Source organism: Streptomyces sp. cg40, assembly GCF_050320165.1.
Lineage (GTDB): Bacteria > Actinomycetota > Actinomycetes > Streptomycetales > Streptomycetaceae > Streptomyces > Streptomyces hokutonensis.
This window is the reverse complement of sequence record NZ_CP190128.1, coordinates 10,423,453-10,445,606: the sequence shown is the minus strand read 5'-3', so window position 1 is coordinate 10,445,606 and position 22,154 is coordinate 10,423,453. Positions and strand designations below refer to the sequence as shown.

At 71.2% G+C, this 22,154-nt stretch carries 18 protein-coding genes; 5 read left to right on the top strand and 13 right to left on the bottom strand.

The genetic code is table 11. The features are described from left to right. Positions 1 to 2 precede the first annotated feature (2 nt). The 3 genes from ACQHII_RS47005 to ACQHII_RS46995 form a co-directional block, all read right to left on the bottom strand. Positions 3 to 1,085: an ABC transporter substrate-binding protein gene (locus ACQHII_RS47005; protein ID WP_427925065.1), complete on the bottom strand. Its 1,083-nt coding sequence runs from the start codon at positions 1,083 to 1,085 to the stop codon at positions 3 to 5. Positions 1,086 to 1,153: 68 nt separating this feature from the next. Then, positions 1,154 to 1,957 carry an ABC transporter permease gene (locus ACQHII_RS47000; RefSeq protein ID WP_427925064.1) on the bottom strand — a complete coding sequence of 268 codons (804 nt, stop codon included), beginning with the start codon at positions 1,955 to 1,957 and terminating at the stop codon, positions 1,154 to 1,156. Next, positions 1,954 to 2,871, bottom strand: coding sequence for an ABC transporter permease (locus ACQHII_RS46995; RefSeq protein WP_427925063.1), 918 nt, complete (start codon positions 2,869 to 2,871; stop codon positions 1,954 to 1,956). The genes ACQHII_RS47000 and ACQHII_RS46995 overlap by 4 nt, the downstream gene beginning before the upstream one ends. Positions 2,872 to 3,137: 266 nt before the next feature. Here ACQHII_RS46995 and ACQHII_RS46990 point away from each other — a divergent pair, with 266 nt between their 5' ends. Beyond that, positions 3,138 to 3,623, top strand: a complete 486-nt coding sequence (locus ACQHII_RS46990) for an Lrp/AsnC family transcriptional regulator (protein ID WP_401942207.1) — start codon at positions 3,138 to 3,140, stop codon at positions 3,621 to 3,623. On the opposite strand, the gene ACQHII_RS46985 is transcribed toward ACQHII_RS46990, so the two are convergent. From ACQHII_RS46985 to ACQHII_RS46975, 3 genes are all read right to left on the bottom strand, one after another. Continuing rightward, positions 3,624 to 4,094, bottom strand: a complete 471-nt coding sequence (locus tag ACQHII_RS46985; RefSeq protein WP_401942209.1) for an Lrp/AsnC family transcriptional regulator — start codon at positions 4,092 to 4,094, stop codon at positions 3,624 to 3,626. Between the two features lie 189 nt (positions 4,095 to 4,283). Continuing rightward, on the bottom strand, positions 4,284 to 5,153 hold the full coding sequence (locus ACQHII_RS46980; protein WP_427925062.1) for a dienelactone hydrolase family protein: 870 nt from the start codon (positions 5,151 to 5,153) through the stop codon (positions 4,284 to 4,286). 23 nt (positions 5,154 to 5,176) lie between these two features. Further along, positions 5,177 to 5,839, bottom strand: a complete 663-nt coding sequence (locus ACQHII_RS46975; protein ID WP_427925061.1) for a Tat pathway signal sequence domain protein — start codon at positions 5,837 to 5,839, stop codon at positions 5,177 to 5,179. Positions 5,840 to 6,135: 296 nt separating this feature from the next. Between ACQHII_RS46975 and ACQHII_RS46970 the strand changes: the two genes are divergently transcribed. After that, on the top strand, positions 6,136 to 6,882 hold the full coding sequence (locus ACQHII_RS46970; protein ID WP_427925060.1) for a TetR/AcrR family transcriptional regulator: 747 nt from the start codon (positions 6,136 to 6,138) through the stop codon (positions 6,880 to 6,882). A 56-nt stretch (positions 6,883 to 6,938) separates the two neighbouring features. Here ACQHII_RS46970 and ACQHII_RS46965 read toward each other — a convergent pair whose 3' ends face one another. The 5 genes from ACQHII_RS46965 to ACQHII_RS46945 all read right to left on the bottom strand — a co-directional run bounded on the left by ACQHII_RS46965 (position 6,939) and on the right by ACQHII_RS46945 (position 16,882). After that, entirely contained in the window at positions 6,939 to 8,186 is a 1,248-nt protein-coding gene (locus ACQHII_RS46965; RefSeq protein ID WP_427925059.1) for a PucR family transcriptional regulator, read from the bottom strand. Positions 8,187 to 8,316: 130 nt separating this feature from the next. Then, entirely contained in the window at positions 8,317 to 9,318 is a 1,002-nt protein-coding gene (locus ACQHII_RS46960) for an alpha/beta hydrolase (protein WP_427925058.1), read from the bottom strand. 42 nt (positions 9,319 to 9,360) lie between these two features. Beyond that, positions 9,361 to 13,428, bottom strand: a complete 4,068-nt coding sequence (locus ACQHII_RS46955) for a beta-ketoacyl synthase N-terminal-like domain-containing protein (RefSeq protein WP_427925057.1) — start codon at positions 13,426 to 13,428, stop codon at positions 9,361 to 9,363. Then, a complete protein-coding gene (locus ACQHII_RS46950; RefSeq protein WP_427925056.1) occupies positions 13,425 to 15,224 on the bottom strand; it encodes a fatty acyl-AMP ligase in 1,800 nt (599 codons plus the stop codon). The genes ACQHII_RS46955 and ACQHII_RS46950 overlap by 4 nt, the downstream gene beginning before the upstream one ends. A 65-nt stretch (positions 15,225 to 15,289) precedes the next feature. After that, positions 15,290 to 16,882, bottom strand: a complete 1,593-nt coding sequence (locus ACQHII_RS46945) for an acyl-CoA carboxylase subunit beta (RefSeq protein WP_427925561.1) — start codon at positions 16,880 to 16,882, stop codon at positions 15,290 to 15,292. A gap of 721 nt (positions 16,883 to 17,603) precedes the next feature. Between ACQHII_RS46945 and ACQHII_RS46940 the strand changes: the two genes are divergently transcribed. Further along, complete coding sequence (locus ACQHII_RS46940; protein ID WP_427925055.1) at positions 17,604 to 18,527, top strand: alpha/beta hydrolase; 924 nt, start codon at positions 17,604 to 17,606, stop codon at positions 18,525 to 18,527. A 44-nt stretch (positions 18,528 to 18,571) separates the two neighbouring features. On the opposite strand, the gene ACQHII_RS46935 is transcribed toward ACQHII_RS46940, so the two are convergent. Then, complete coding sequence (locus ACQHII_RS46935; RefSeq protein ID WP_427925054.1) at positions 18,572 to 19,630, bottom strand: aldo/keto reductase; 1,059 nt, start codon at positions 19,628 to 19,630, stop codon at positions 18,572 to 18,574. A gap of 116 nt (positions 19,631 to 19,746) precedes the next feature. Here ACQHII_RS46935 and ACQHII_RS46930 point away from each other — a divergent pair, with 116 nt between their 5' ends. After that, positions 19,747 to 20,361: a TetR family transcriptional regulator gene (locus tag ACQHII_RS46930; RefSeq protein WP_427925053.1), complete on the top strand. Its 615-nt coding sequence runs from the start codon at positions 19,747 to 19,749 to the stop codon at positions 20,359 to 20,361. Positions 20,362 to 20,737: 376 nt separating this feature from the next. Continuing rightward, positions 20,738 to 21,118 carry a low temperature requirement protein A gene (locus tag ACQHII_RS46925; protein WP_427925560.1) on the top strand — a complete coding sequence of 127 codons (381 nt, stop codon included), beginning with the start codon at positions 20,738 to 20,740 and terminating at the stop codon, positions 21,116 to 21,118. Positions 21,119 to 21,171: 53 nt separating this feature from the next. Here the strand turns inward: ACQHII_RS46925 and ACQHII_RS46920 are convergent, their stop codons facing one another. Continuing rightward, entirely contained in the window at positions 21,172 to 22,125 is a 954-nt protein-coding gene (locus ACQHII_RS46920) for a helix-turn-helix transcriptional regulator (protein WP_427925052.1), read from the bottom strand. Between the last annotated feature and the right edge of the window lie 29 nt (positions 22,126 to 22,154).

Sequence of the window (22,154 nt, the reverse complement as noted above, 5' to 3'; positions counted from 1 at the left end):
GGTCAGGACGCCTTCACCTTGGTCCAGCCCTGCTGGAAGTACTGCATCGCGGTGCCCGGGTCGAGGAGGAAGTCCGCCTTCGAGATGGCCGAGTCGGGCGCGTAGATCGCGGGGTTGTTCAGGGCCGCCTTGTCCTTGATGTAGGCGCGGGCCGCCTGGTTGACGCTGGCCGAGGAGCCGTCGTCGGTGGCCTTCGCGGCGACCTCGGGACGCAGCAGGTAGTTGATGAACTTGTAGGCGGAGGTGGTGTTCTTGGCACCCTTGGGAATCGCGAGGCCGTCGGTCCACACGGAGCCGCCCTCCGACGGGATCACGTAGTGGACGTGGGAGTCGGACTGCACGACCTTGGCCATCGCGGTACCGCTCCAGGCCTCGGCCGCGCACGCCTGGCCGCTGGCGAGCAGTTGCGCGTAGTTGGTCGAGTTGTAGCCGGCGAGGATCTTCTTCTGCTTCTCCAGGGCCGACGTCGCCTCGGCGATCTGGTCCTTGTCGGTGCTGGTGGCGCGGTGACCGGTCACCTGGAGGCCGGCGATGTAGGCGGCCAGCATGTTGTCGAGCATGTACAGCTTGCCCTTGTACTTCGCGTCGAAGAGCGTCTTCCAACTGGTCGCCGACTTCACGCACTTGTCGTTGTAGGCGAAGCCCGTCGTCCCCCAGATCCACGGGACGCTGTACTTGTTGCCCTTGTCGTACGACGGGTCGCGGAACTTCGCGGCGAGGTTGCTCAGGCCCTTGAGCTGCGCGTGGTCCAGGGGCTGGATGAGCTTCTGACCGATCAGCTGCTGCACCGTGTACTGGCTGGGCTCGACCAGGTCGTAGCCGGAGGATCCCGTGCTGAGCTTGGCGGTCATCGTCTCGTTGCTGTCGAAGGTGTCGACGGTGACCTTGATGCCGGTCTCCTTCTCGAAGCCCTTCACCACGCTGTCGGGGATCTCCCCGGCCCAGGCGTAGATGTTCAGGTTCTTGCCGCCGCCGGAGGAGGAGACGGCGTCGGAGCCGGAGCCGCCGCAGGCGGCGGCGAGCAGGGCGGTGCTGGTGACGACGGAGGTGGCGAGGAGGGTTCTGGAGAGGGTACGACGAGGCATGACGGGGCCTTTCGAGGACGTGCCTGAGAGTGGGCGTACGGCCGTGCGGAAGCGGGTGGGGTGCGGGGTCAGCCGGGTGTGCGGTCGCCGCCGACGAGGACGCGGCGCATCTGGCGCAGACCGGCGCCGAGGATGATCAGGAACGTGAACAGGACGAGGAGCGTGCCGAGTGCGTTGATCTCGGGGGTGAGCCCGCCCTTGAGCAGGGAGTAGACGCGCAGCGGGAGGGTGGTGGTGCCGACGCCGCTGGTGAAGGTCGACATCACGATGTTGCCGAAGGAGATGGTGAAGCAGAGCAGCCAGGCCGCCACCATCGCCTGCCGGAGCAGGGGCAGGGTCACCCTGCGGAACCGCTGCCAGGCGTTGCAGCCCAGGTCGGCGGCGGCCTCGTCGAGCGCGGGATCGAGGGCGCCGTGCGCACCGAGGACGATGAGGGCCGCGTACGGCAGGGTCACCACGAGATGCCCGAGGACGAGTGTGGTCAGGCCCAGGTCTGCGTGCAGCTTGCCGAAGACGGACAGGAGGGCCACGCCGAGGACGATCTCGGGGATGATCAGCGGCAGGAACAGACCGCCGGAGAACACCACCCGGAACCGTCGGCCGAGCCGGGCCATGCCCATGGCGGCGAGCAGTCCGCCGGCGGTGGCCAGGGTCGCGGAGGCCATCCCGACCTCGGCGCTGACCCGCAGGGAGGAGAGCAGGTCGGTGTCGTTGGCGAGGACGCCGTACCAGCGGGTGCTGAATCCGGCCCATTTGTAGGTGACGTCGGAGTCGTTGAAGGACAGGACGACGACGACCACGATCGGCACATACAGGAAGACGATGACACCGCGGGCCAGCCAGTTGGTGGCGCGGTCGGGCAGGGACGTCACGACGCCTTCCTCCTCAGCCGCCCGGCCGCGGTGCCGAACACCGCGAGCGAGGCGATCATCAGCGCCAGCAGGACGACGGAGGCCGCCGCGCCCATGGGCTGGTTACGGAACTCGGTGTAGAGCGTGACGATGAGGTTGCCGACGAGCTGGTGCTTGCCGCCGCCGAGCAGCACCGGGATCACGAAGACACCGAGCGTCGGTACGAAGGTGAGCAGCGCCGCCGCCAGCAGTCCGGGACGGGCGAGCGGCAGCAGCACCTTGGTGTGCACCCGCCACCAGCCGCAGCCCAGGTCGCGCGCCGCCTCGCCGAGCGCCGGGTCGACGCCGCGCAGGGAGGCGTACACCGGGAAGATCGCGGTCGGCAGGAAGGCGTAGACGAGACCGACGAAGGAGGCTCCCTGGCTGGGGATCCACTGGGTCGGCCCGTCGGTCAGCCCGAGGGCGTCGGTGAGGGCGTTCACCGGGCCGCCGGGGCTGAGCAGGTTGATCCAGGCGAAGGTGCGCACCAGGAAGTCGGTCCAGAACGGCACGATGATCAGCAGGAGCAGCAGCCCTTGCCGCTGCGGTGGCCGTCCGGCCAGGTAGTACGCGACCACGTAGCCGAGCACCAGGCACACGACGGTGTTCAGGGCCGCCATACCCAGGCTGTAGCCGAACACCTTCAGATAGACCGGGTCGAGCAGCTCGTGGTAGTTCGCCAGGGTGAAGCCCCCCTGGATGCCGCCGTACGGGTCGGAGGTCGCGAAGCTGTTCCGCACGACCAGGGCCAGCGGCACCAGCACCAGCGCGCAGACGGTGAGGCCGGCCGGTGCGAGGAGAGCCGCCGTCACCGCCTTGTGCCGCAGGCCGGCCCGCCGCGCGGGGGCCGCGGGCCCGGGCACGGTGGGAGGCGGCGCGGTCACGGTGTCCGTCACCGCGGCCTCCGCGACGGCGTGGGAGGGGGTGCGTGCATGTGCTCTGCCTCCTTGGGATCCGGTCGGACGGCCGGCGCGGTGCCCCGGTCGTCCTGTTTGCGCAACAGCTTCTGCCAGGAGTACGGGAGGTGAACAGGCGCCACGGCATCGAATCGAGTGGAATTGCGTGCCTGGTTCCACTCATCTCGCAACGGGCCGGATGTCATGCGCTGCCGGGGCCGGGTGATGATGGAGCGAGACAGAGCGTGGAACGGGGAGGTGTGCACATGATCGACGACCTCGACCGGCAGATCATCGATCAGCTACGGGTCGACGGCCGGCGCTCCTTCGGCGAGATCGGCCGCTCCGTGGGGCTGTCGGAGGCCTCCGTGCGCTCCCGCTTCCAGCGGTTGCAGCGCCGGGGAATCATCCAGGTCGTGGGCATGACCGACGCGGTGAAGCTGGGCGAGATGGAGATCCACCTGGCCGTTCGCGTCCACCACATCCCGGTGTCACTGGTCGCGCGCGAGTTGTCCCGGATGCCGGAGGTGCGCTATGTCGCCTCCTGCGTCGGGCCCTACGACCTGATCACCGATGTGCGCTGCCGGGACCTCGCGCATCTGTCCGAGCTGCTCACCGAACGGGTCCGCCGGGTGAACGGGGTCGCGCACGCTGAGGCGCTGACCGTCCTGGACGTCGTCAAGGACACGTACCTGTGGGCCGGCTTCCGGGAACTGCCCGCGGCGCCGGGCGAGCGGATCCTCCCGCCGTGATCACTCGCCGGTCTCGCTCTGTCCCACGGCGCTGGTGAGGCCGTTCCACGAGTAGTCCTTGAACAGCTCCAGCAACAGCAGGACCTGCACCTTGGACACCCCGGGCAGCATCCGGATGTTGTCCAGCAACTGCACCAGCTGCGCCTGGTCCCGGCACGTCGCCTCCAGGAAGATGTCCTGGCTACCGGCGCACAGCGCCACATGGTTGATCATCGCCATGTCCGCGAGACTCTTGGCGACAGCGCGGGGCGTGAGATCGCGCACCCGGATCATCAGCCGTACGGACTGATGGCCCAGTGTGAGCGGATTGCACAGCGCCACGATGCGCAGCGCTCCGCTCTCCTGGAGCCGCGACACCCGCTGACGCACGGTGGCCTCCGACACCCCCAGATCCCTGGCGAGCGCCGTGTACGGCGTCCGGCCGTCCCGGGTCAGCGTCTGCATGATCTTCTGGTCCAGCTCGTCGATCACGGAAGACCTCCTCACCTGAGGGTACGTGGCGCCGTGCGGCCCTTCCGGAGGCCGCGGACGATCACGTCGCGTGACGGAGGTCGGACACGGGTGGTCTTGGGCGGCCTTCTTGGAAGGGCTGAGCCGGTGCGGCATCGCGGCAGGCACGGGCCGGTGAGGGCCCGTGCCTGGCGCGTTCTCGTTGCGGGGTTACAGCGGGCAGGTGTTCAGGAAGGCGACGGTGTTGGGATCGTTCGGGGTCGGGCAGAGGAACTGGTCGTAGCGGGTGTCGTTGTCGACGAAGCGTTTGAGCCAGGCGATGCTGTACTCGGCCACGGTCGTGTTGGGACTGGCGAAGGTGAAGTGGTCGGCGTTCTTGAGCTCGACGAACGCCTTGTCGTGAGCATTCGTCAGCGCGTTGTAGGCGGGCAGGGCGAAGGTCGAGACGGGGGCGACGTTGTCATTGTCGGCGCCGAAGATCATGGTGGGTACCGTGATCTGGCCGGCGGGGTTGGTGACGTCCCAGGGCGCCAGGGCGATGGCTGCCTTGAGCGAGGGCGTGTTCGCGGCGCTCTCCAGCGTGCCGCCGCCGCCCATCGACCAGCCCATCACGGCCGACCGCCTGGGATCGATCTCGTTCTTCACCACACTCTGGGTCGTCAGATAGTTGAGCGCGGCGAGTTGTTGATTGCTGCGGTCGGTCGGGAAGTCCCACAGCGCGTTGCTGTCCAGGGTCATCACGACGAAGCCCTGGGAGGCCAGCCGGGGCCCGTACCAGGCGATCTCCGCCTGCGGGGCGACGAAGCCCGGCATGATGACGACGGAGCCGAAGGTGCCCTGGCTGGTGTCGACGGGGAAGTAGATGGTGCCGTCGTTGAACCCCGCGCCGCTGCCGGACGGCACGGTGACCTGGGCGACGGTGAACGGGCCCGTCTCAGCGGCGATGCTCGCCCATGTCGGGGCCGGGCCCCGCTGGTAGGGGTTGCCGGGGGCGGCCTGGGCGGGGGCGGCGAAGGCGAGGGCCATCGAGGCGAGGACGGCGAAGATCGCCATGAGCGCCCGGGGCGGGAACGGTTTCATGTGGAGTCCCCTCGGACGGACGGTCAGTTGGTATAGACGGCGGGGGTGCCGCTGACGCTGCTGTCGACCACGGGGGCGTAACTCGCCGAGAAGTAGCCGTTGTTGGTGCACAGCAGGGAGCCGGAGACCTTGGTGAACTGCTGGTTGGTGAAGGTCAGGCTGGTGTCGCCGTTGGAGCTCACCGCGGAGAGACTCGGCGCCTGGTAGACGCAGGTGACGGAGCCCAGCAGGGTGGAGAGGACGACCGTGGTCTGGATCGCGCCCCCCGAAGGCGGGGTCACCGTGACGGTGCCGTCGGAGGCGGCGGAGGTGGTGTAGGGCAGGGCGTTGACGGTGATGCTCCGTACCCCGGTGACGCCGAAGACGTTGCTGGTGCAGCCGCTGAAGGTCTGGGCGGTCGCGGACTCGGTGGCGGTGCCCGGGGCGGCGGGGTTGTCCGTCACCGTGGCGGAGAGCGTCGAGCCGGTGCAGGTGATCCCGGAGGTGCCGTTGCTGCTGGTGGCGAGGGTGGCCTTGGTGCCGCTCGCCAGCGAGGAGGTGAGCACGTCCCCGACGGACACGGCGTTGCCGCCGGCGCTGCCGTAGGTGAGCACGGCGTCGTCCGCCGAGGCGACGGTGGCGGGGAGGAAGGCCACGGCCGCCGCGGCGGCGGTGGCGGCCAGGGCGGAGACGAAACTTCTACGCATGCTGGGTCCTCTGGTACGGGTGCGGGTGGCGGGGGCGGGTCGCCGGACCCCGGCTCGGGGTGAGGGGGCGATCCGCGCGGGGTGGTTCCCTGCGCGGGAACGACCGGACCGGTGCGCGTCCCTGACCTGACGTCGGGGGCGCGAGCACACTTGTTGGAGGCCTTGCGGGTGCGTGACACTGTCGGCTTCTGCGGGCTCCGGCCGGAGCCCGCACAAATGAAAACCTGTGAGAGTTGTAAACCTGACGGGTATTCAAGTCAAGGCAGTGCGCGCACGTTCCTCAGGAGGGACGCGGAATGGCAACAGGCCCCTCGGCGACACCTGCACTGGTGCTGCCCGGTACACGCACGGGACGCGACCCGGACCGTTCGCTGCGACGAGGACCACGCCGCGACTCGCCCGAGGCGGTCGCCGCCAACCAGCGCGACCGGCTGCTCGACGGCTTCGTCCGCACGGTCGCGCAGGTGGGCTACGCCCACACCCGGGTCAGCGACATCTGCCAGGCGGCGGGGGTGACCAGGCCGGTGTTCTACGAGCTCTTCAAGGGCAAGGAGGATGCCTTCCTCGCCGCCCACCGGTACGGCACGACCATGGTCGTCGACGCCATGGAGGAAGCCCATGCCAAGGCCCCGGACTGGCCGCGCGCCGTCCGTGCCGGGCTCGGCGCGCTGCTCGGCATACTCGCCGAGGCGCCCGCGTTCGCGGTCATGGCCATCGTGGAGATCGACGCGGTGGGGCCCGCCGGCCGGGAGGCGCGCGAGGCACTGCTGGCCCGCTTCCGGGACTTCTTCACCGACCTGCCCGCGAGGGAACTGCCCGTCCCCGCCGACGAGTTGGTCGACACCGTGGTCGGTGGAGTGTATTCCGCGATCTACCGGCGGATCGCCGCCGGCCGGACCGCCGAGCTGCCCGGCCTGCTGTCCGGCCTGACCTTCTCCGTTCTGGCCCCCTTCCTCGGGCCGGAAGGCGCCACCGCCTGCCTCGCCGACCCGGCGCCCGCCGCGGATCCTCTCCTCACCGCCTGCCTGCCCCCGGAGGCCTGATCCGAGGGCGGCGGGAAGTCCCGTGCACCGGCCCCGGTCGGGGCCGTGTCGTGGGTTCAGCCGCCCGTCGACCGCAGGGGGAAGACCGAAGGGCGCACCGACTCCGGCACCGGCCGGGACGGTTCGTGGGCCGGGCCCGGGACCGCGTTGGCCCGTAGCGCGGCTTCGAGTTCGAAGCGGGTCTGCGAGTCCTGGAGGCTCTCGCCGAACAGTTTCTCCAGCTGACGCATCCGGTACCGCACGGTCTGCGGATGGATGTGCAGGCGCAGGGCGGTGCTGTTGACGCTGCTCTCGCTCTGGAGCCATGCCAGCAGCGTCTCCGCCAGCCGGTCGCGCTGTGGCGCCGGAATTCCTTCCAGCGGCGCGAGGGCCCGGTGCGACAACGCCCGGACCAGCGGCTCGTCCGCGTAGAGCATCAGGGTCGAGAGGTGATCCGCGCACCGGGTCACGCCCTCCGCCGGCAGCACACCGCGCCGCACGAGCGACAGGGCTCTGGCCGCCCAGCGCAGCGAGTCCGCGATCTGTGCGAGGGGGACGGTGAGTCCCACGGCGGCCGGCCGCCCCCGGAGCGCGGGGGCGAGGGCGCGTCCGCGTGGGGCGCCGGGCGCGTCCGGATCGGGGATGACCAGGCGGGCCGGGCGGGCGGTCATGTCGGCCAGCACTCCGGCGGGCAGCAGAGGCTCCTCGCCCTCCTGCTCGCTCCCGTCCACCGCGATGACGGCGACCCGCGACGGCACGGTCCAGCGCGCCGCGCGGGCGAGTTCCCGCACACTCTCGGCAGAGGTCGGCGGGTCGGCGAACAGGGCGTCCAGCAGGCGCTTGCGGTGCCGTTGCAGCTCGCCCGCACTGCGCAGCCGGACCTCGGTGTGGCCTTCGGTCGCCGCCTGCATGATCTCGTGCATGTGGGTGAAGCCCGCGTCCGCCAGAGCGGCCACCTCGCCCGGGTCCAGGCCGAGTTCGTCGGCGGCTTTCATCATGCGCCGCCAGGCGGCCCGCCCGCCGAGCCGGAGCGCGGCCTGGAGCACTTCGAGGCCGCGGCCTTCACCGGCTTCGCCGCGTCCGATCTCCTGATAGGTGCGCACGACGTGCTCACCGCTGCGGCCGCTGTCGGCGATGCGGTCCACGAAGAGGGTCAGTGCCTGGGTGACGCCTGCCCTGACGGTCCGCACGTAGGCGTCGTCGGCGGGCCGTGCGTATTCGGGTACCTCCAGCTGTACCTCGCGTGCCACCTCCGCGGCGATGTCGTCGAGATGGGGGCGCAGAAAGTCCGCCAGTCGCTGGGGGACGACGGCTAATGGATCCATGTGGTCTGCTCCTACCGCTCGGTCAAGGCGGTTCAGCCGACGACGATATCCCCCTTCGGCCGATCCCGGCCTGTCCTCGGGTTACAAGGCGCAGCTTGGATGTTGTTCGCGCGCGACAAACCCCCGCCGGTCAGACCGGCAGGCCGAGAGCTTCGGCGACAACCGGCCACGAGGTGGTGAACTCCCTTTTCCAGTCGCTCCATTGGTGCCCACCACCCTGATAGAGGTGCTGGGTGGCCGGTATGCCCAGTTGCCCGAGCGCGGTGACGAAGGTCTGTGTGGAGGGTGCCACCAGACTCTCCAGGACTCCGGGCAGCAGAGCGCCGATGCCGCCGCCGATGACCTGCGCGAGCGCGATGAGGGCGGCGAGGCCGCCGTTGAGGCTGCCGCTGCCGACGGAGATGTAGAGCGCGGTGCCGCGCAGGGCGCTCGCGTGGGTGAGCGGGTTGAAGTCCTGCCAGGTGGCGGCGTCGAGTGTCGGTTCGCCCCACAGCGACAGGGGGTTGAGGCTCTCCCGTCCGACGATCGCCTCGATGATCGTGGGCATCGTCGTCTCGGTGGTGTCGGGGATTCCGCTGTACGACGCCGCGGCGACGAAGGTGCCCGGGTGCCGGGCGGCGTGTGCCATCGCCCCGTATCCGCCGGTCGAGACGCCCGCGACCGCCTGCACGGTGGAGGCCCGATAGCCGGAGCGCAGGACCGCCGGGACCTCCTGGAGCTGGAAGGTCTCGTAGTCGGCGCCGGTCTTCCAGCGGGTGGGGATGCCGGTGGGTCCGCCGTCCGGCATGGCGACGATCAGGTCCCGGTTCGCGGTGAACGTCTCGATGTCGGTCTCGCGGGTCCACGAGGTGTAGTCGTCGTGCGCACCGTGCAGGAGATACAGCACCGGCCAGGTGCGGTCGGGCCGGGCGGCGTACGAGCTGGGCAGGATGATCCGTACCGGCGCGGTGCGGCCCAGCGCGGCGGAGGGGACGCTCAAGTCGTAGGTGCGGGACCCCAGTTGGGTGACGGTGACGTCGGCGGCCGAGGCTCTCCCGGCGCCGGTGAGCACACCCGCGAGACCGAGTGCCGCTGCCTTGGTGAGGGTGCGACGGGACAGGCCTGGGCGGGGAACGGACGGACGGTCGGACATGGCGGGCGGCTCCTTGTGAGGCGATGTCGGGGAGCGGGGTGTTCAGCCGAGCACCCGGTTCAGGTGGTCGGCGATGGCCTGCGCGTGCGGCGGGTCGAGCAGCGACAGATGGTGTCCCGGGATGCGTACGACCTCCAGGTCCGGGCAGAGTTCGTCCCAGCCGAGGGCGTCGTCCGTACGCTCATATGCCCGGTCCCGCACAGTGTGCGGCGCGGGCTCGGTGGCGCGGTAGAGGATCACCCTGCCGTCGTAGGGACGCGGGGTGTGGGCCTCACCGGTCCGCAGGTCCAGGTAGGAGGCGCGCTGGTGACGGAGCGCGGCGGGCGGGACGTCGGCGACGGAACTCAGCGTCTCCAGTACCAGGTCGATCCGCCCCCGGTCGTCGAGACCGGCCAACTCCGTGTAGGGCAGGTCCAGTTGTACGTCGTAGGTGCGGGACACGTACGCGGCGAATCCTTCGAAGTGCTCCCGCGCCACGTCCCATGCAGTCCGTCCGGGCGGTCGGGGCAGCGGACGTACGGCGTCGATGAGCACCACCGCGGCGGGTGGCGCGTACTCGGCGGCCAGCAGCCGGGCGGTCTCCTGGGCCACGAACCCGCCGAACGACCATCCGCCGACGACATAGCGGCCCTCGGGCCACGCCTTGCGGATCGCCTCGGCGCACAGTCTCGCCTTCGCGGTGACGCTGTCCGCCTCCTCGGCGCGGTCGAGCCCGTACACCGGTACCTGCGGGGCCAGCAGCGCGGCGAGCGGCCGGTAGACGTCCGGGGTGCCGCCGGCCGCGTGGGCCAGTATCAACGGCGGTCGGTCCCCGGCGGGCCATAGCGCGCGCAGGGGGTACGGCACGCGTCGGCCGGCCCGGACGGAGACGATCGCGGCGGGCGGGGGCCGGTGTGCCGGCGGATCGTCGAGCGCGGCGCGGGTGATCGCGTCGGCGGCGGCCCGGACGGTGTCGGCCCGCATCAGGTCGTGTGTCGACGGCGCGGCGCCGAACTCCCGCTCCACGGCCGCCCGCAGGCGGACGGCCATGAGCGAGTCGAGGCCCAGGTCGGTGAGCGGGGTGTCGGGGGTGATCCGCTCCGGCAGGTGGCCTGCGACGGCGGCGATATGGCGGACGAGCCGCTCGGTGACGGTGCCTTCGACGGCCAACGGGGCTGGTGCGGCGGGCAGTTCGGGGAGTCCGCGCCCGCCGTCCGACGGGGGCTGCTCGCCCGTCCACCAGTGGCGGGTGTGGCGCCAGGCCGGCAGGGGGACGTCGATGACCTCGCCGTGCGGATGGAGGAGTCGGGCCGGGAGGGGGTGGCCTGCGGTGTGCAGGGCGGCGAGTTGGAGGCGGAAGGTGAGGGCGGGGTCGTTGCCTCTGCGGAGGGTGGGCAGGTGGAGGGCGTCGGGCAGGGTCTCGGTGAGGGCGTGCAGGAGCACGGGGTGCGGGGAGATCTCGATGAAGGCGGTGTGCCCGTCGGCCGCGGCGGCGGCCAGCGCACCGGCGAGGCGGACGGGGCGGCGCAGGTTCTCCGCCCAGTGCCCGGCGTCGAAGACGCAGGGTCGGGTGGGGTCGTCGTGAACGGTAGAGTAGACACGGACGGTGGCGCCGGTACCTCCTCCGATCCCGCCGAGACCGGCGGTCAGTTCGGGCAGCAGCGGGTCGACCTGGGGCGAGTGCCCGGCACCGCGGACGGGCATGGTGCGGACCGTGCGGCCCTGTCCGGTGAGATGGTCGACGAGGCGCGCGACGGCGGCGGCCTCACCGGTGACGGTCTTCTGCGTGGGCGAGGTGTCCACGGCCAGGTGCACGCCGGGGAACTCCCGCTCCAGGGCGCCGAGTTCGTCGTCGGTCAGGTCCACGACGGCCATCGACCCGCCGCGCAGTGTGGCGAGCAGCCGGGACCGCAGGGCGATGACGCGGGCGCCGTCGGCGGGATCGAGTGCCCCGGCCACGACGGCCGCCGCGACCTCACCCATCGAGTGCCCGATGACGGCGGCGGGTTCGACGCCGTAGGAGCGCCAGAGCTCGGCGAGCGCCAACTGGGTGCCGTAGAGGAGGGGTTGGGCGGTCTCTACCCGGCGCAGGGCCTCCTCCGGGCAGGCGTCGAGGAGTTCGTACAGGGAGATTCCGCAGCCGGCCGCGAGCACGGGCTCCAGCTTCTCCACGGCGGCGGCGAACGCGGGCTCGGTGCCGAGGAGTTGACGGCCCATGGCGGCCCACTGGGTGCCGTAGCCGGAGAAGACCCAGACCGGGCCGGGGCCCAGTCGGTCCCGGTGACCGGTGCTGACGCGTGGGTGCGGGCGGTCGGTCGCCAGCGTGCGCAGTGCGGTGGTCAGGCCGTCGCGGTCGTGGGCGACGACGGCCGCGCGGGCGGGACCGCGGCCGGTGCGGCCGGCGAGGGTGCGCCCGATGTCCTGGAGCCGGGCGGCGCTCCCTGCGGGTGTGTCGAGCCAGTCGGCGAGTCCGGCGGCGGTGTCCCGGACCCGGGCCGGGTCGGCGTCGCTGAGCTGGAGCAGCGCGGCGGACCGGTGGGCGACCAGGGCGCGTTCGGCGAGCCGGCCGGGCTGCCACTCCTCCAGTACGGCGTGTGCGTTGGTGCCGCCGAAACCGAAGGCTGAGACTCCGGCGGTCGCGGTGCGGCCGTAGCGGGGCCAGGGTTCGGGTTCGGTGACCACCCGCAGCCGTTCGTCGTCCAGGGCCGGCCGGTCGCAGTGCAGCGAGCCGGGGATGATCCCGTGGTGCAGGGCGAGCACCGTCTTGACCAGACCCGCCATGCCGGCGGCGGCTTCCAGGTGACCGAGGTTGCTCTTGGCCGAACCGAGCAGCAACGGCTGGTCAGGGTGGCGTCCGCGGCCCAGGACGTCGGCCAGGGCGCCCGCCTCGATGGGGTCTCCGAGTGGCGTGCCGGTGCCGTGCGCCTCGACGTGGTCGACCGTCGCCGGATCGAGGCCCGCTCGCGCGTAGGCCGTTTCCAGGAGGGCGCGTTGGGCGGCCGGGCTGGGTGCCATCAGGCCGTTGGAGCGGCCGTCGGAGTTGACGGCGGTGGCCGTGATGACGGCGAGGACCCGGTCGCCGTCGCGCAGCGCGTCGCCGAACCGCTTGAGGACCACGACGGCGCAGCCCTCGGCGCGACCGATGCCGTCGGCGGACCGGGAGAACGGCTTGCAGCGGCCGTCGGGCGCGAGGGCACCGGCGCGGCCGAACGCGACGGTGACGGCGGGCGACAGGAGCACATTGGCGCCGGCGGCGAGCGCCGTGTCGCACTCGCCGCCGCGCAGCGCGGCGCAGGCCTGGTGGACGGCGACCAGGGAGGAGGAGCAGGCGGTGTCGACGGCGATGCTCGGGCCGCGCAGGTCGTACACATAACTGATCCTGCCCGCCGCGACCGAACCGGCGGCTCCGGTGGTCGCCCAGGGGTCGACGGTGGCCGGGTCGGCGGCGGTGAGGTGCCCGTAGTCGTGGGCCGAGACGCCGACGAAGACGCCGGTGGCGGTTCCCGCAAGCGAGGCGGCGGGGACTGCCGCGTGGTCCAGGGCCTCCTGGGTGACCTCCAGCAGCATGCGCTGCTGCGGGTCCATCAGGTCGGCCTCGCGCGGGGCGATGCGGAAGAAGGCGGAGTCGAACCCGGTGAGGGTGGCCTCGTCGAGGTATCCGCCCCAGGGGTTGGCGTCCGGCGGGACACTGCTGGTGAAGTCCGGCCAGCGTCCCTCGGGTACCCGGCCGATCGCGTCGGCGCCCTCGACGAGCAGCCGCCAGTAGTCGCCGGGGCCGCGCACCCCGCCGGGGAGGCGGCAGCCGACGCCGATCACCGCGACCGGTTCGTCGTCGTCCACGGCGATCTGCCGGAGGACGCCCGCGGTCTGCGGGCCGGGCTCCGGGCTTTCGCTCAGCAGGGTGACCAGACGGTCGACGGTGGTCGTCTCCCACAGCAGGGTCGCGGGCAGTTCTCGGCCGAGGGTGTGCGAGAGTTCCGCCGCGATCGCGACCGCCTCGCGGGAGGACATCCCGAGTTCCGCCAGCGGGCGGTCCACGGCGATGTCCGCGTCGGGCACCCCGGACCAGTGGGCGATCCGTTCGACGACCAGACGCCGCAGGTCGGAGAGGTCGGTCGGGACGGCGCTCATGCCGTGCCCCCCTCGGGGCGCTCGTAGGAACCGTCGAGGTAGCGGGCGCGGGTCAGTGTGCGGGAGACCTTGCCGCTGGAGGTGCGGGGCACGGTGCCGGGCGGGACGAGCACCAGGTCGGCCAGGCGCAGGCCGTGCCGGGCCGAGACGGCGGCACGGACGGCGGCGGCGACCTTCTTGAGGTCACGGGCCGACACGTCCAGCCCACGGGCCTGCTCCGCGACGATCACCGCGCCCTCGGCGGCGATGGTGGCCCCGGCCGTCGTACCGCCGGGTGCGTGGCCCGCGGGCACGGCGAAGGCCGCCAGGCGGTCGGGGCGTATGGCCGGGTGGGCGGCCTGTGCGGTGCCTTCGACGTCCTGCGGGTAGTGGTTGCGTCCGTCCACGATGATCAGGTCCTTCAGGCGTCCGGTGACCAGGAGTTGCCCGTCGAGCACGGTGCCGAGGTCGCCGGTGCGCAGCCAGTGGCCGGGAGTGTGCGCCAGCCGGGCGTGGAAGGTCTTGCGGGTCTGCGGGCCGCGCTCCAGGTAGCCGCGCCCGACGTTGGGTCCCTGCACCCAGATCTCGCCCACCTCTCCCGCGGGCAGAACGGTCGCGGTGGCGGGGTCGACGATGCGCACCGCCTGACCGACCGGTTCGCCGCAGCCGGCGAGCAGCACCGCGGCGGGGTCACCGGGCGGGAGGCGCAGGGCCTTGCCGGCCGCCAGGGCCTCCCGGTCCAGGGCGTACCGGCGCAGCGGCTGTCCGGGCCGGTGGGCGCTGACGAATACGGTGGCTTCGGCGAGACCGTAGGACGGGCAGTGGATGTCGGCCGGCAGCCCCTGTCCGGCGAAGGCCGCGCCGAAGCGATCGGCGGTCTCGGGGCGTACGGGTTCGCTGCCGTTGATGAGTCCGGCGACCCGGTCCAGCCGCAGTCCGGCCTTGTCCTCGTCGGTGACGACGGCCGCGCAGTAGTCGTACGCGAAGTTCGGCGCGGCGCTGAGGGCGCCCGGGTTCTGGGACAGCAGGTGCAGCCAGCGGGCGGGCCGTCGGAGGAAGGCCAGCGGGTCCATCAGGACCGACAGCAGTCCGCCCACGACAGGTGCGGCGACGCTGAGCACCAGCCCCATGTCGTGGTAGAGCGGCAGCCACCCGACCATGGTGACGCGGAGGTCGTCGGCGCCGTACGCGGTGAGCGCCTGGCGGGCGTTGGTGACGACGTTCGCGTGGGAGATCTCGACCCCGGTGGGAAACCGGGTGGATCCGGAACTGTACTGGAGGTAGGCGGTCGACCGTTCGTCCGGAGTGGGCGGCTGCCATGCGTCGGCCTGGTTGTCGGGGACGAAGTCGCTGACGATCAGCCGGTGACGCAGGCCGTGCGCGTCCAGGAAAGCGCCCACGGTCTCTGCCGCGGCGCTGGTGGTGAGTACGGCCGAGGGCTGCGCATCGTCCAGGACTCCGGCCAAGCGGTCGCCGTGTCCGGGCAGATCGGGGGTGAACATGGGGACGGCGACGGTGCCGGCGGTCAGCGCGGCGAGAAAACCGATGGCGTAATCGATGCCTTGGGGGCTGAGGACGGCGACGCGTTCGCCGGGAGCCACGGTGTCCGCGAGCCGGGCGGCGACCGCGCGGGTGCGTATTTCCACACGCCGCCAGGTGAGCGTGCGGTGGGAGGCGCGCAGGCCGGACGCGGAGTGGTCGACGAAGGTGAACGCCGGGCGGTCCGGGGCGAGTTGGGCCCAGTGCGCGAGGTGGGCGGGGAGCGTGGCCAGGTGTCCCGGTGCTGCTGAGGACGTGCCGGGGGCGTGCGCGGGCATGGGGAACTCCTCACGTCACAGGTGGTGTCGCCGTCCGAGGTGATGCGGTCAGGGCTTCGCTTCGCTCACAGCGGGATGTTGCCGTGTCGCCGGTCGGGGACACCGGCGCGTTTGGTACGCAGCGTGCGCAGAGCCCGGGCGATGTGCTCCCTGGTGTCGCTCGGCGCGATGACCGCATCGACGTAGCCGCGCGCCGCGGCCGCGTAGGGGGTGGCCCAGGCCGTCTCGTACTCCTCCACGAGCTTCGCCCTCAGGTCTGCCGCACTCTGCTCACCGGCCGCTGCCGCCGCGGCGAGTTCACGGCGGTGCAGGACGGTGACGGCTCCCTCCGCGCCCATCACGGCGATCCTGGCGGTGGGCCAGGCGAGGTTGACGTCGGCACCGAGGTGCTTGGAGCCCATGACGGCGTATCCGCCGCCGTAGGCCTTGCGCACCACGACGGTGACCTTGGGAACGGTGGCCTCGGCGTAGGCGTAGAGCAGCTTGGCGCCGCGGCGGATGATCCCGTTCTGTTCCTGGTGCGTGCCCGAGAGGTAGCCGGGCACGTCGGCGAAGGTCAGCAGCGGGATGCCGAACGCGTCGCAGAAGCGGACGAAGCGAGCGGCCTTCTCGGAGGCGTCGATGTCGAGCGCGCCGGCGCTGTGCAGCGGCTGGTTGGCGACGACTCCGACGGAACGGCCCTCGACCCGGGCCAGGGCACAGAGGATGTTGGGCGCGAACAACTCGTGCACCTGGAGCAGTTCGCCGTCGTCGACGACGGCGCGCAGGATCTCACGCATGTCGTACGCGGTCTCGGGCCGGTCGGGGACGAGGCCGTCGAGCCGCAGAGCGTCGGCGGCGCCCGCGCGACGCCTGAAGGGGTACTCGGGTGGGCTGTCGCGGTTGTTCGCCGGGAGGTAGGCGAGCAGGACCCGGACGATGTCCAGGGCATCGTCCTCGTCCTCGGCGAGGAAGTGGGCGTTGCCGTTGCCGGAGTTGTTCGCGCGGGCGCCGCCCAACTCTTCGGCGGTCGTACGTTCCCCGGTCACGGACTCTATGACGTCCGGACCGGTGACGAACATGTGCGAGGTGCCGTCGACCATGACGGTGAAGTCGGTGATGGCCGGCGAGTAGGCGGCACCGCCCGCGCAGGGGCCCATGATCACGGAGATCTGCGGAATGACGCCCGAGGCCTCGACGTTGCGGCGGGCCAGTTCGGCATAGAGGGCGAGCGAGGCCACGCCCTCCTGGATGCGGGCACCGCCCGAGTCGTTGAGGCCGATGATCGGGCAACCGGTCTTCAGCGCCAGGTCCATCGTCCTGACGACCTTCTCCCCGAATGCCTCGCCCATGCTGCCGCCGTGGACCGTGGCGTCCTGCGCGAAGACACACACCTGACGGCCGCCGACGGTGCCGGTGCCGGTGACCACGCCGTCGCCGTACGCCGCGTCGTCGACGTCACCACGAGCGCGCACCAGCGCACCGGTCTCGACGAAGGACCCCTCGTCCAGCAACCGGGCGACGCGCTCACGTGCCGTGAGCCGACCACGGGCCGCCTGCCGGGCGACGGCCTCGACAGAACCGCCGACCAGGGCCGACCGCTGACGGGCGGCAAGATCCACGAGTCGTTCGGCCGTCGTACGCGGAGCCGGCGCGGCTACTCCCCTGGTTTCCGCCATCGAGGTCACAGCCACCTCCTTCGGTGCCTGCGAGCATGGCACCACCACAAGCGGCGGTCCTCCTTTCGGCTCTCAATGTGAGGTTGTTGAGTGATCTACGACCCTGATTCATAGAAGGACTACAAGCCGAGGACGGAACAACACGACTCCGGGACACGGTGGAACACGACCGCGAGAGCGCTCCACCCGCCCGACCCCGTCGCCCTCGTGCGCGGAGACCGAACGGCCCGCAGTGATAGCCGAGTTGCTCACGGCGCGCGGAGCGTCCGTAGGGGACACAGGTGTGGTGGTCGGGGACGAAGGTGATCCGGCGGCGGCCTCCGGGGGTACCGCAGGGCGCTTCCTCGGAACGGCTCAAGAATCAGGCAGATCCCTCCGTCACATCGCGAGATCCGTCAGCGCGCGCGAAACCGCGCCGGTGCACAGGCCGAGTACTTCCTTGCCGCGTCACCCACCTGACCTGCGCCGCAGGCACCTGGGGTGCCCTGTCACTCCACGGATCGGCACTCCACGCCACCGTAGGGCCTGCCACTCCGAGGCCGCGGCGGCGAGGCTGTTCCGTACCGGCCACGCCCGCCTGTCCGCCCCTCCCCCACGAGGCCGTGCGGACGAACGGGTGACGGGGATCGGCCCAGGGCGTGGACGCTCACGTACCCGGGAACCGCTCGCTCCGTCGGCCCCACCACGCAGGACAGAGACCTGGAACGCAGAGGACCTGAACATGGACCGAGTGACTTTTCAGAACAAGGGCAACACCGTGGTCGGCAACTTGTTCAGGCCGGACGGCTTCGAGCAGGGAACCAAGTATCCCGCGATCGTCGTGACCCACCCCTTCGGCGCCGTCAAGGAACAGGTCCCCACCACCTACGCGAAGCTCCTGGCCGAACAGGGCTTCGTCACGCTGGTCTTCGACGCCTCCTACCAGGGCGAGAGCGGCGGCGAGCCGCACTTCTCGGAGTTCCCGGCCGTGCGGGTCGAGGACATCCGCTGCGCGGTGGACTTCCTGAGCAACCACGCGGACGTGGACCCCGAGCGCATCGGCGCCCTCGGCGTCTGCGCGGGCGGCGGCTACACGGTCAACGTGTCCCAGACCGAGCTGCGGATCAAGGCCGTCGCCGGCGTGAGCACCTTCAACATCGGCTCCGCGCGCCGCGACGGCGTCGGCCCCCTCGGCGCGCAGTCCGCGGAGTACCGCACCGACCTGCTCAAGCGCTCGGCACAGGCCCGTACGCGCGAGGCGGCCGGCGGGGAGGTCGAGCTGTTCTCCCTGATCGCGGACAACCCCAAGTTCGACATGAACGACCTCTCCACCATCCCCGCGATGTACCTGGAGGGCTACAAGTACTACTCCGAGATCGACCCCAACCCCCGGTTCATGGGCACGTTCGCCCTCTCCAGCCTCAGCCAGCAGATGGCGTTCTTCCCGTTCGAGGGGATCGAGCTGATCTCCCCCCGCCCGCTGCTGCTGATCGCCGGCTCCGAGGCCGACACGCTCTACATGAGCCAGGACGCGATCGAGCGGGCGAAGGAGCCCAAGGAACTCTTCGTCCTCGACGACGCCAGCCACATCGACCTGTACTGGAACCCCAAGTACGTCCCCCAGGTCGCCGAGAAACTCACCCAGTTCTTCGGCAAGCACCTGTGAACGGTCGCCGGCGCAACTGAGTCCTCCTCGGCACCGCCACCCGCTCAGCGACGGCGGTTGACCCTCTCCAGGGCGGGCACGACGGCGTGGGTGTCCCCCGGCTTCACGGTGGTGCCGGGGGCGACGATCTCGTCTATCCGGTCGAGGAGTTCGCCGGGCAGCGTACGGTCACCGACGGGCAGTTGCGTTTCGAGGTGCTCCAGGGTCCGCGGGCCGATGATCACGCTGGTGACACCCGGATGACCGGCCGCGAACGCCAGGGACATCTCGATCAGCGACATGCCGTACTCCTGCGCCAGGGTGTACAGCTTCTCGGCGGCCTCGCGCTTGAGGGTGTCGTAGGCGTTGGCGGGCGGCATCGGGCGTCCGGCCGCCAGCCGGTCCCGGTGCGACTGCTGCGCCTCGGTCCCCGGTCGGTACTTGCCCGAGAGGAATCCGCTCGCCAGGGGGCTCCAGGTGAGCACGCCCATGCCGTACTTCTGTGCCGTGGGCAGGACGTCTGCCTCGATGCCGCGGACGAGGATCGAGTACGGGGGCTGTTCGGTGACGAAGCGTGCCAGGGAACGCCGTTCGGACGCCCACTGCGCCTCGACCATCTCCGCGGCGGAGAAGGTCGACGAGCCGATGTAGAGGATCTTGCCCGCGCGTTGCAGGTCGGTGAGCGCCGACAGGGACTCCTCGATGTCCGTGGCCGGGTCGGGACGGTGCATCTGGTAGAGGTCGATGTAGTCGGTTCCGAGGCGGCGCAGACTGTCCTCGACCGCCTTGACGATCCAACGGCGTGAGCCGCCCTGCCGGTTCATGGCGTCCAGCCCCTTCGCCTGGTCCAGCCTGCTGATGTCACCCACCGGCAGGCGGAACTTCGTGGCCAGCACCACGGAGGCGCGGTCGACGTCCTTGAGCGCCTTGCCGACGAGTTCCTCCGAGAAGCCTCCGGAGTAGGCGTCGGCCGTGTCGATGAAGTTGACGCCGGCGTCCAGGGCGCGCCGCACCATCGGGGTCGTCTCGGCCTCGGAGATGTTGCCGAACGCGCTGAAGTTCATCGTCCCGAGTGCGAGCGAGCTGACCTGGACGCCGGTGCGGCCGAGGGTCCTGTACTGCATGGGGGGTCTCCCTTGGAACGGGCGATCACGAAGAGAATGGGCGATCACGAATGCGACACTCAAACCCTACATGACACTCAGTCCCACATTGCATCGCGGTCCGATAGAGTGACCTCATGCACGAGCACAGGGCGACGATGATCAAACCGACACTGCGCGAGCGGCAACGCGCCGCCGTCCGCGCCGAGATCACCGCCGCCGCGATGGAGCTGTTCCTGGCCAACGGCTTCGACGAGACCACCGCCGACCAGATCGCCGCCCGCGCCGGTGTCTCGCGGAGCAGCTTCTTCCGGCACTTCCCGACCAAGGAGGACGTCGTACTCGCCAGCTTCACCAGCGCCGGCGAGCGCGTACGCGACGGTCTCCGGGACCGTCCGGCGGACGAGTCGCCCTGGGAGGCCCTGAGCCATGCGGTCGCGCTCCTGCTGAGCAGCTTCGTCAACGACCCCGAGCGCACGCTCCGCGCCCAGGCCATGCTCACGGACACCCCGTCACTGCGCGCCCGCCACATCGAGAAGCAGCTCCTGTGGCAGGACATGCTCATTCCCGACGTACGCGCCCGCCTCGGCCACGACCACGACAACGGCCCCGACGCCCGGGCGCGCGCCCTCGTCACCGCCGCCTTCGGCTGTGCCGACGCCGCGATCCACGAATGGGTCCGGGCGGACGGAGCCGCCGACATCCGCGGCCTGTACGCCGACGCGCTCGCCGCAGTGCACACCCCCGAGTGACGGCATCCCGTACGTCCGTCCGCACAAACTCCTCTCAGTCGTCGACCGGGAAGTCGCGATCCGCCGTCCGTGGGTGATCCCCTCGCATACACCGGCCATCCGGCCCGCCTTGGCGTCGACGAAAGCGGCCCCGCCGTCGAGGTGCAGGGCCTCGGCACCGGCCTGGAGCGCGTCGGTGGTCGCGGTCGCACCCAACCGCCCGTCGCCACACGCTTGTTGACCGTGTTGACCCCTGCCACGATCTCGGCGAGGGTGAAGTTGCAGCGCCCGGCCCGGTCGACGCACGCCTGCCGGAGCAGGGCGCTGTCGTGCTGGCGCTGAGCGCAGCGATGTGGTGGCTCTTCTTCGGCCGTGAGGAGCGAGAGAGCGAAGCCGGCTGGAACGGTTTCCGGCGGACCGGCGGCCCCGGGTCGCCGTCTACTCCTTCGGGTACTCGCACTTCGTGATCGTCCTCGGCATCGCGGTCGCGTCGGTCGGGATGGAGAAGGCCATCGACAACTTCCACCACGCCTCGCACGGTGCTCCGGCCCTGCTCCTGCCTCTCGGCATCTCCCTGTATCCGGCCGGGCTTGCCTGTCTCCACCGCACGCTCGCCGGTGCCTGGCCGCAGGCCCGGCTGTGGGCCGCACTCGCCGTCACCGCCCTGGCACCTCCCGCCGCGCTGCACCTCAGTGGAGCGGCCGCACTCGTGTCCGCACTCCTGGTGCTGCTCGCGCTGATCCTCTGGGAGGGCCACCACTGGGACCAGGCCGTGTGAGTGCGGCGGGCTCAGGCCGGTACCGCGTTGCCGCTGTTACGCGGTCCGGAACCTCACCCGTCCTGCCGCGGTGGAGAGGGTGGAGCGTCCCGTGCGGTGGCCGGCCGTGCCTCCTGGGGCGGTCGGGTGTCGTGTACGGCCGGCTTGGGCGCGGTCAGGTCCAGGAGGACGAGCGCGTCATGGGCGGGGGTCCCGGGCGCCGCATGATAGGTGACCAGGCGATGGCCGGGGGTGCCTTCCATCTGCATGGCCTGGTAGCCGAGCGTGAAGGTTCCGACGGTGGGGTGGTGGTAGGTCTTGCGGCCGAACGCGTGCGCCTTGATCTCGTAGCGCTCCCACATGCGGGCGAACTCCGCGCTCTTGAGCAGGAGTTCACCGACGAGCGCGGCCAGGTCGGGTGCGTCGGGGTCGGTGCCGGCCAGGGCGCGCAGCCGGGCGACGCAGCCGCGCAGGGTGTGCTCCCAGTCGTCGAAGAGTTCGCGCGCGGCGGGGTGGAGGAAGGCGTAGCGGGCGAGGTTGCGCTGTTTGGCCGGCCAGTCCTCGATGCCCGCGAACAACGCCAGTCCGCCGGGGTTCCAGGCCAGCAGGTCGTTGGTGCGGCTCGCGACGTAGGCGGGGCCGGGACGGAGGCTCTCCAGCATCGGAGCGACGGCGGGCCGTACGGTCCTGCTGGGTGCGGCGGGAGGTTCGGGCGCGGTCCGGGCGGCACGGGCGACGAGGTTGCGCAGGTGCTCGTGTTCGTCGCCGGTCAGCAGGAGGACACGGGCCAGGGCGTCGACGACCGACGGGCTGGGGCGGGTCTCCTTTCCGCGTTCCAGCCGGGCGTAGTAGTCGATGCTGACCCCGGCCAGGGTGGCCAGCTCTTCGCGGCGCAGCCCGGGTGTGCGGCGCAGTCCGGCGCCGGGGGCCAGCCCCGCCTCCGCGGGGGTGACCTGGGCCCGGCGGGCCCGCAGGTAGCGCCCCAGTTCGGTGCCTCCGCCGGCAGGCGACTGCTGCTCACGTGTCATGCCGTCCAGTCTGCCGGGCCCGTGACCTG

Excerpts from the sequence above, each read along its gene's own strand:
- ACQHII_RS46955 (WP_427925057.1), bottom strand. The coding sequence starts at position 13,428 with ATGAGCGCCGTCCCGACCGACCTCTCCGACCTGCGGCGTCTGGTCGTC.
- ACQHII_RS46945 (WP_427925561.1), bottom strand. The coding sequence starts at position 16,882 with ATGGCGGAAACCAGGGGAGTAGCCGCGCCGGCTCCGCGTACGACGGCC.
- ACQHII_RS46975 (WP_427925061.1), bottom strand. The coding sequence starts at position 5,839 with ATGCGTAGAAGTTTCGTCTCCGCCCTGGCCGCCACCGCCGCCGCGGCG.
- ACQHII_RS46940 (WP_427925055.1), top strand. The coding sequence starts at position 17,604 with ATGGACCGAGTGACTTTTCAGAACAAGGGCAACACCGTGGTCGGCAAC.
- ACQHII_RS46980 (WP_427925062.1), bottom strand. The coding sequence starts at position 5,153 with ATGAAACCGTTCCCGCCCCGGGCGCTCATGGCGATCTTCGCCGTCCTC.
- ACQHII_RS46950 (WP_427925056.1), bottom strand. The coding sequence starts at position 15,224 with ATGCCCGCGCACGCCCCCGGCACGTCCTCAGCAGCACCGGGACACCTG.
- ACQHII_RS46965 (WP_427925059.1), bottom strand. The coding sequence starts at position 8,186 with ATGGATCCATTAGCCGTCGTCCCCCAGCGACTGGCGGACTTTCTGCGC.
- ACQHII_RS46990 (WP_401942207.1), top strand. The coding sequence starts at position 3,138 with ATGATCGACGACCTCGACCGGCAGATCATCGATCAGCTACGGGTCGAC.
- ACQHII_RS46935 (WP_427925054.1), bottom strand. The coding sequence starts at position 19,630 with ATGCAGTACAGGACCCTCGGCCGCACCGGCGTCCAGGTCAGCTCGCTC.
- ACQHII_RS46960 (WP_427925058.1), bottom strand. The coding sequence starts at position 9,318 with ATGTCCGACCGTCCGTCCGTTCCCCGCCCAGGCCTGTCCCGTCGCACC.
- ACQHII_RS46920 (WP_427925052.1), bottom strand. The coding sequence starts at position 22,125 with ATGACACGTGAGCAGCAGTCGCCTGCCGGCGGAGGCACCGAACTGGGG.
- ACQHII_RS47005 (WP_427925065.1), bottom strand. The coding sequence starts at position 1,085 with ATGCCTCGTCGTACCCTCTCCAGAACCCTCCTCGCCACCTCCGTCGTC.
- ACQHII_RS46970 (WP_427925060.1), top strand. The coding sequence starts at position 6,136 with ATGGCAACAGGCCCCTCGGCGACACCTGCACTGGTGCTGCCCGGTACA.
- ACQHII_RS46930 (WP_427925053.1), top strand. The coding sequence starts at position 19,747 with ATGCACGAGCACAGGGCGACGATGATCAAACCGACACTGCGCGAGCGG.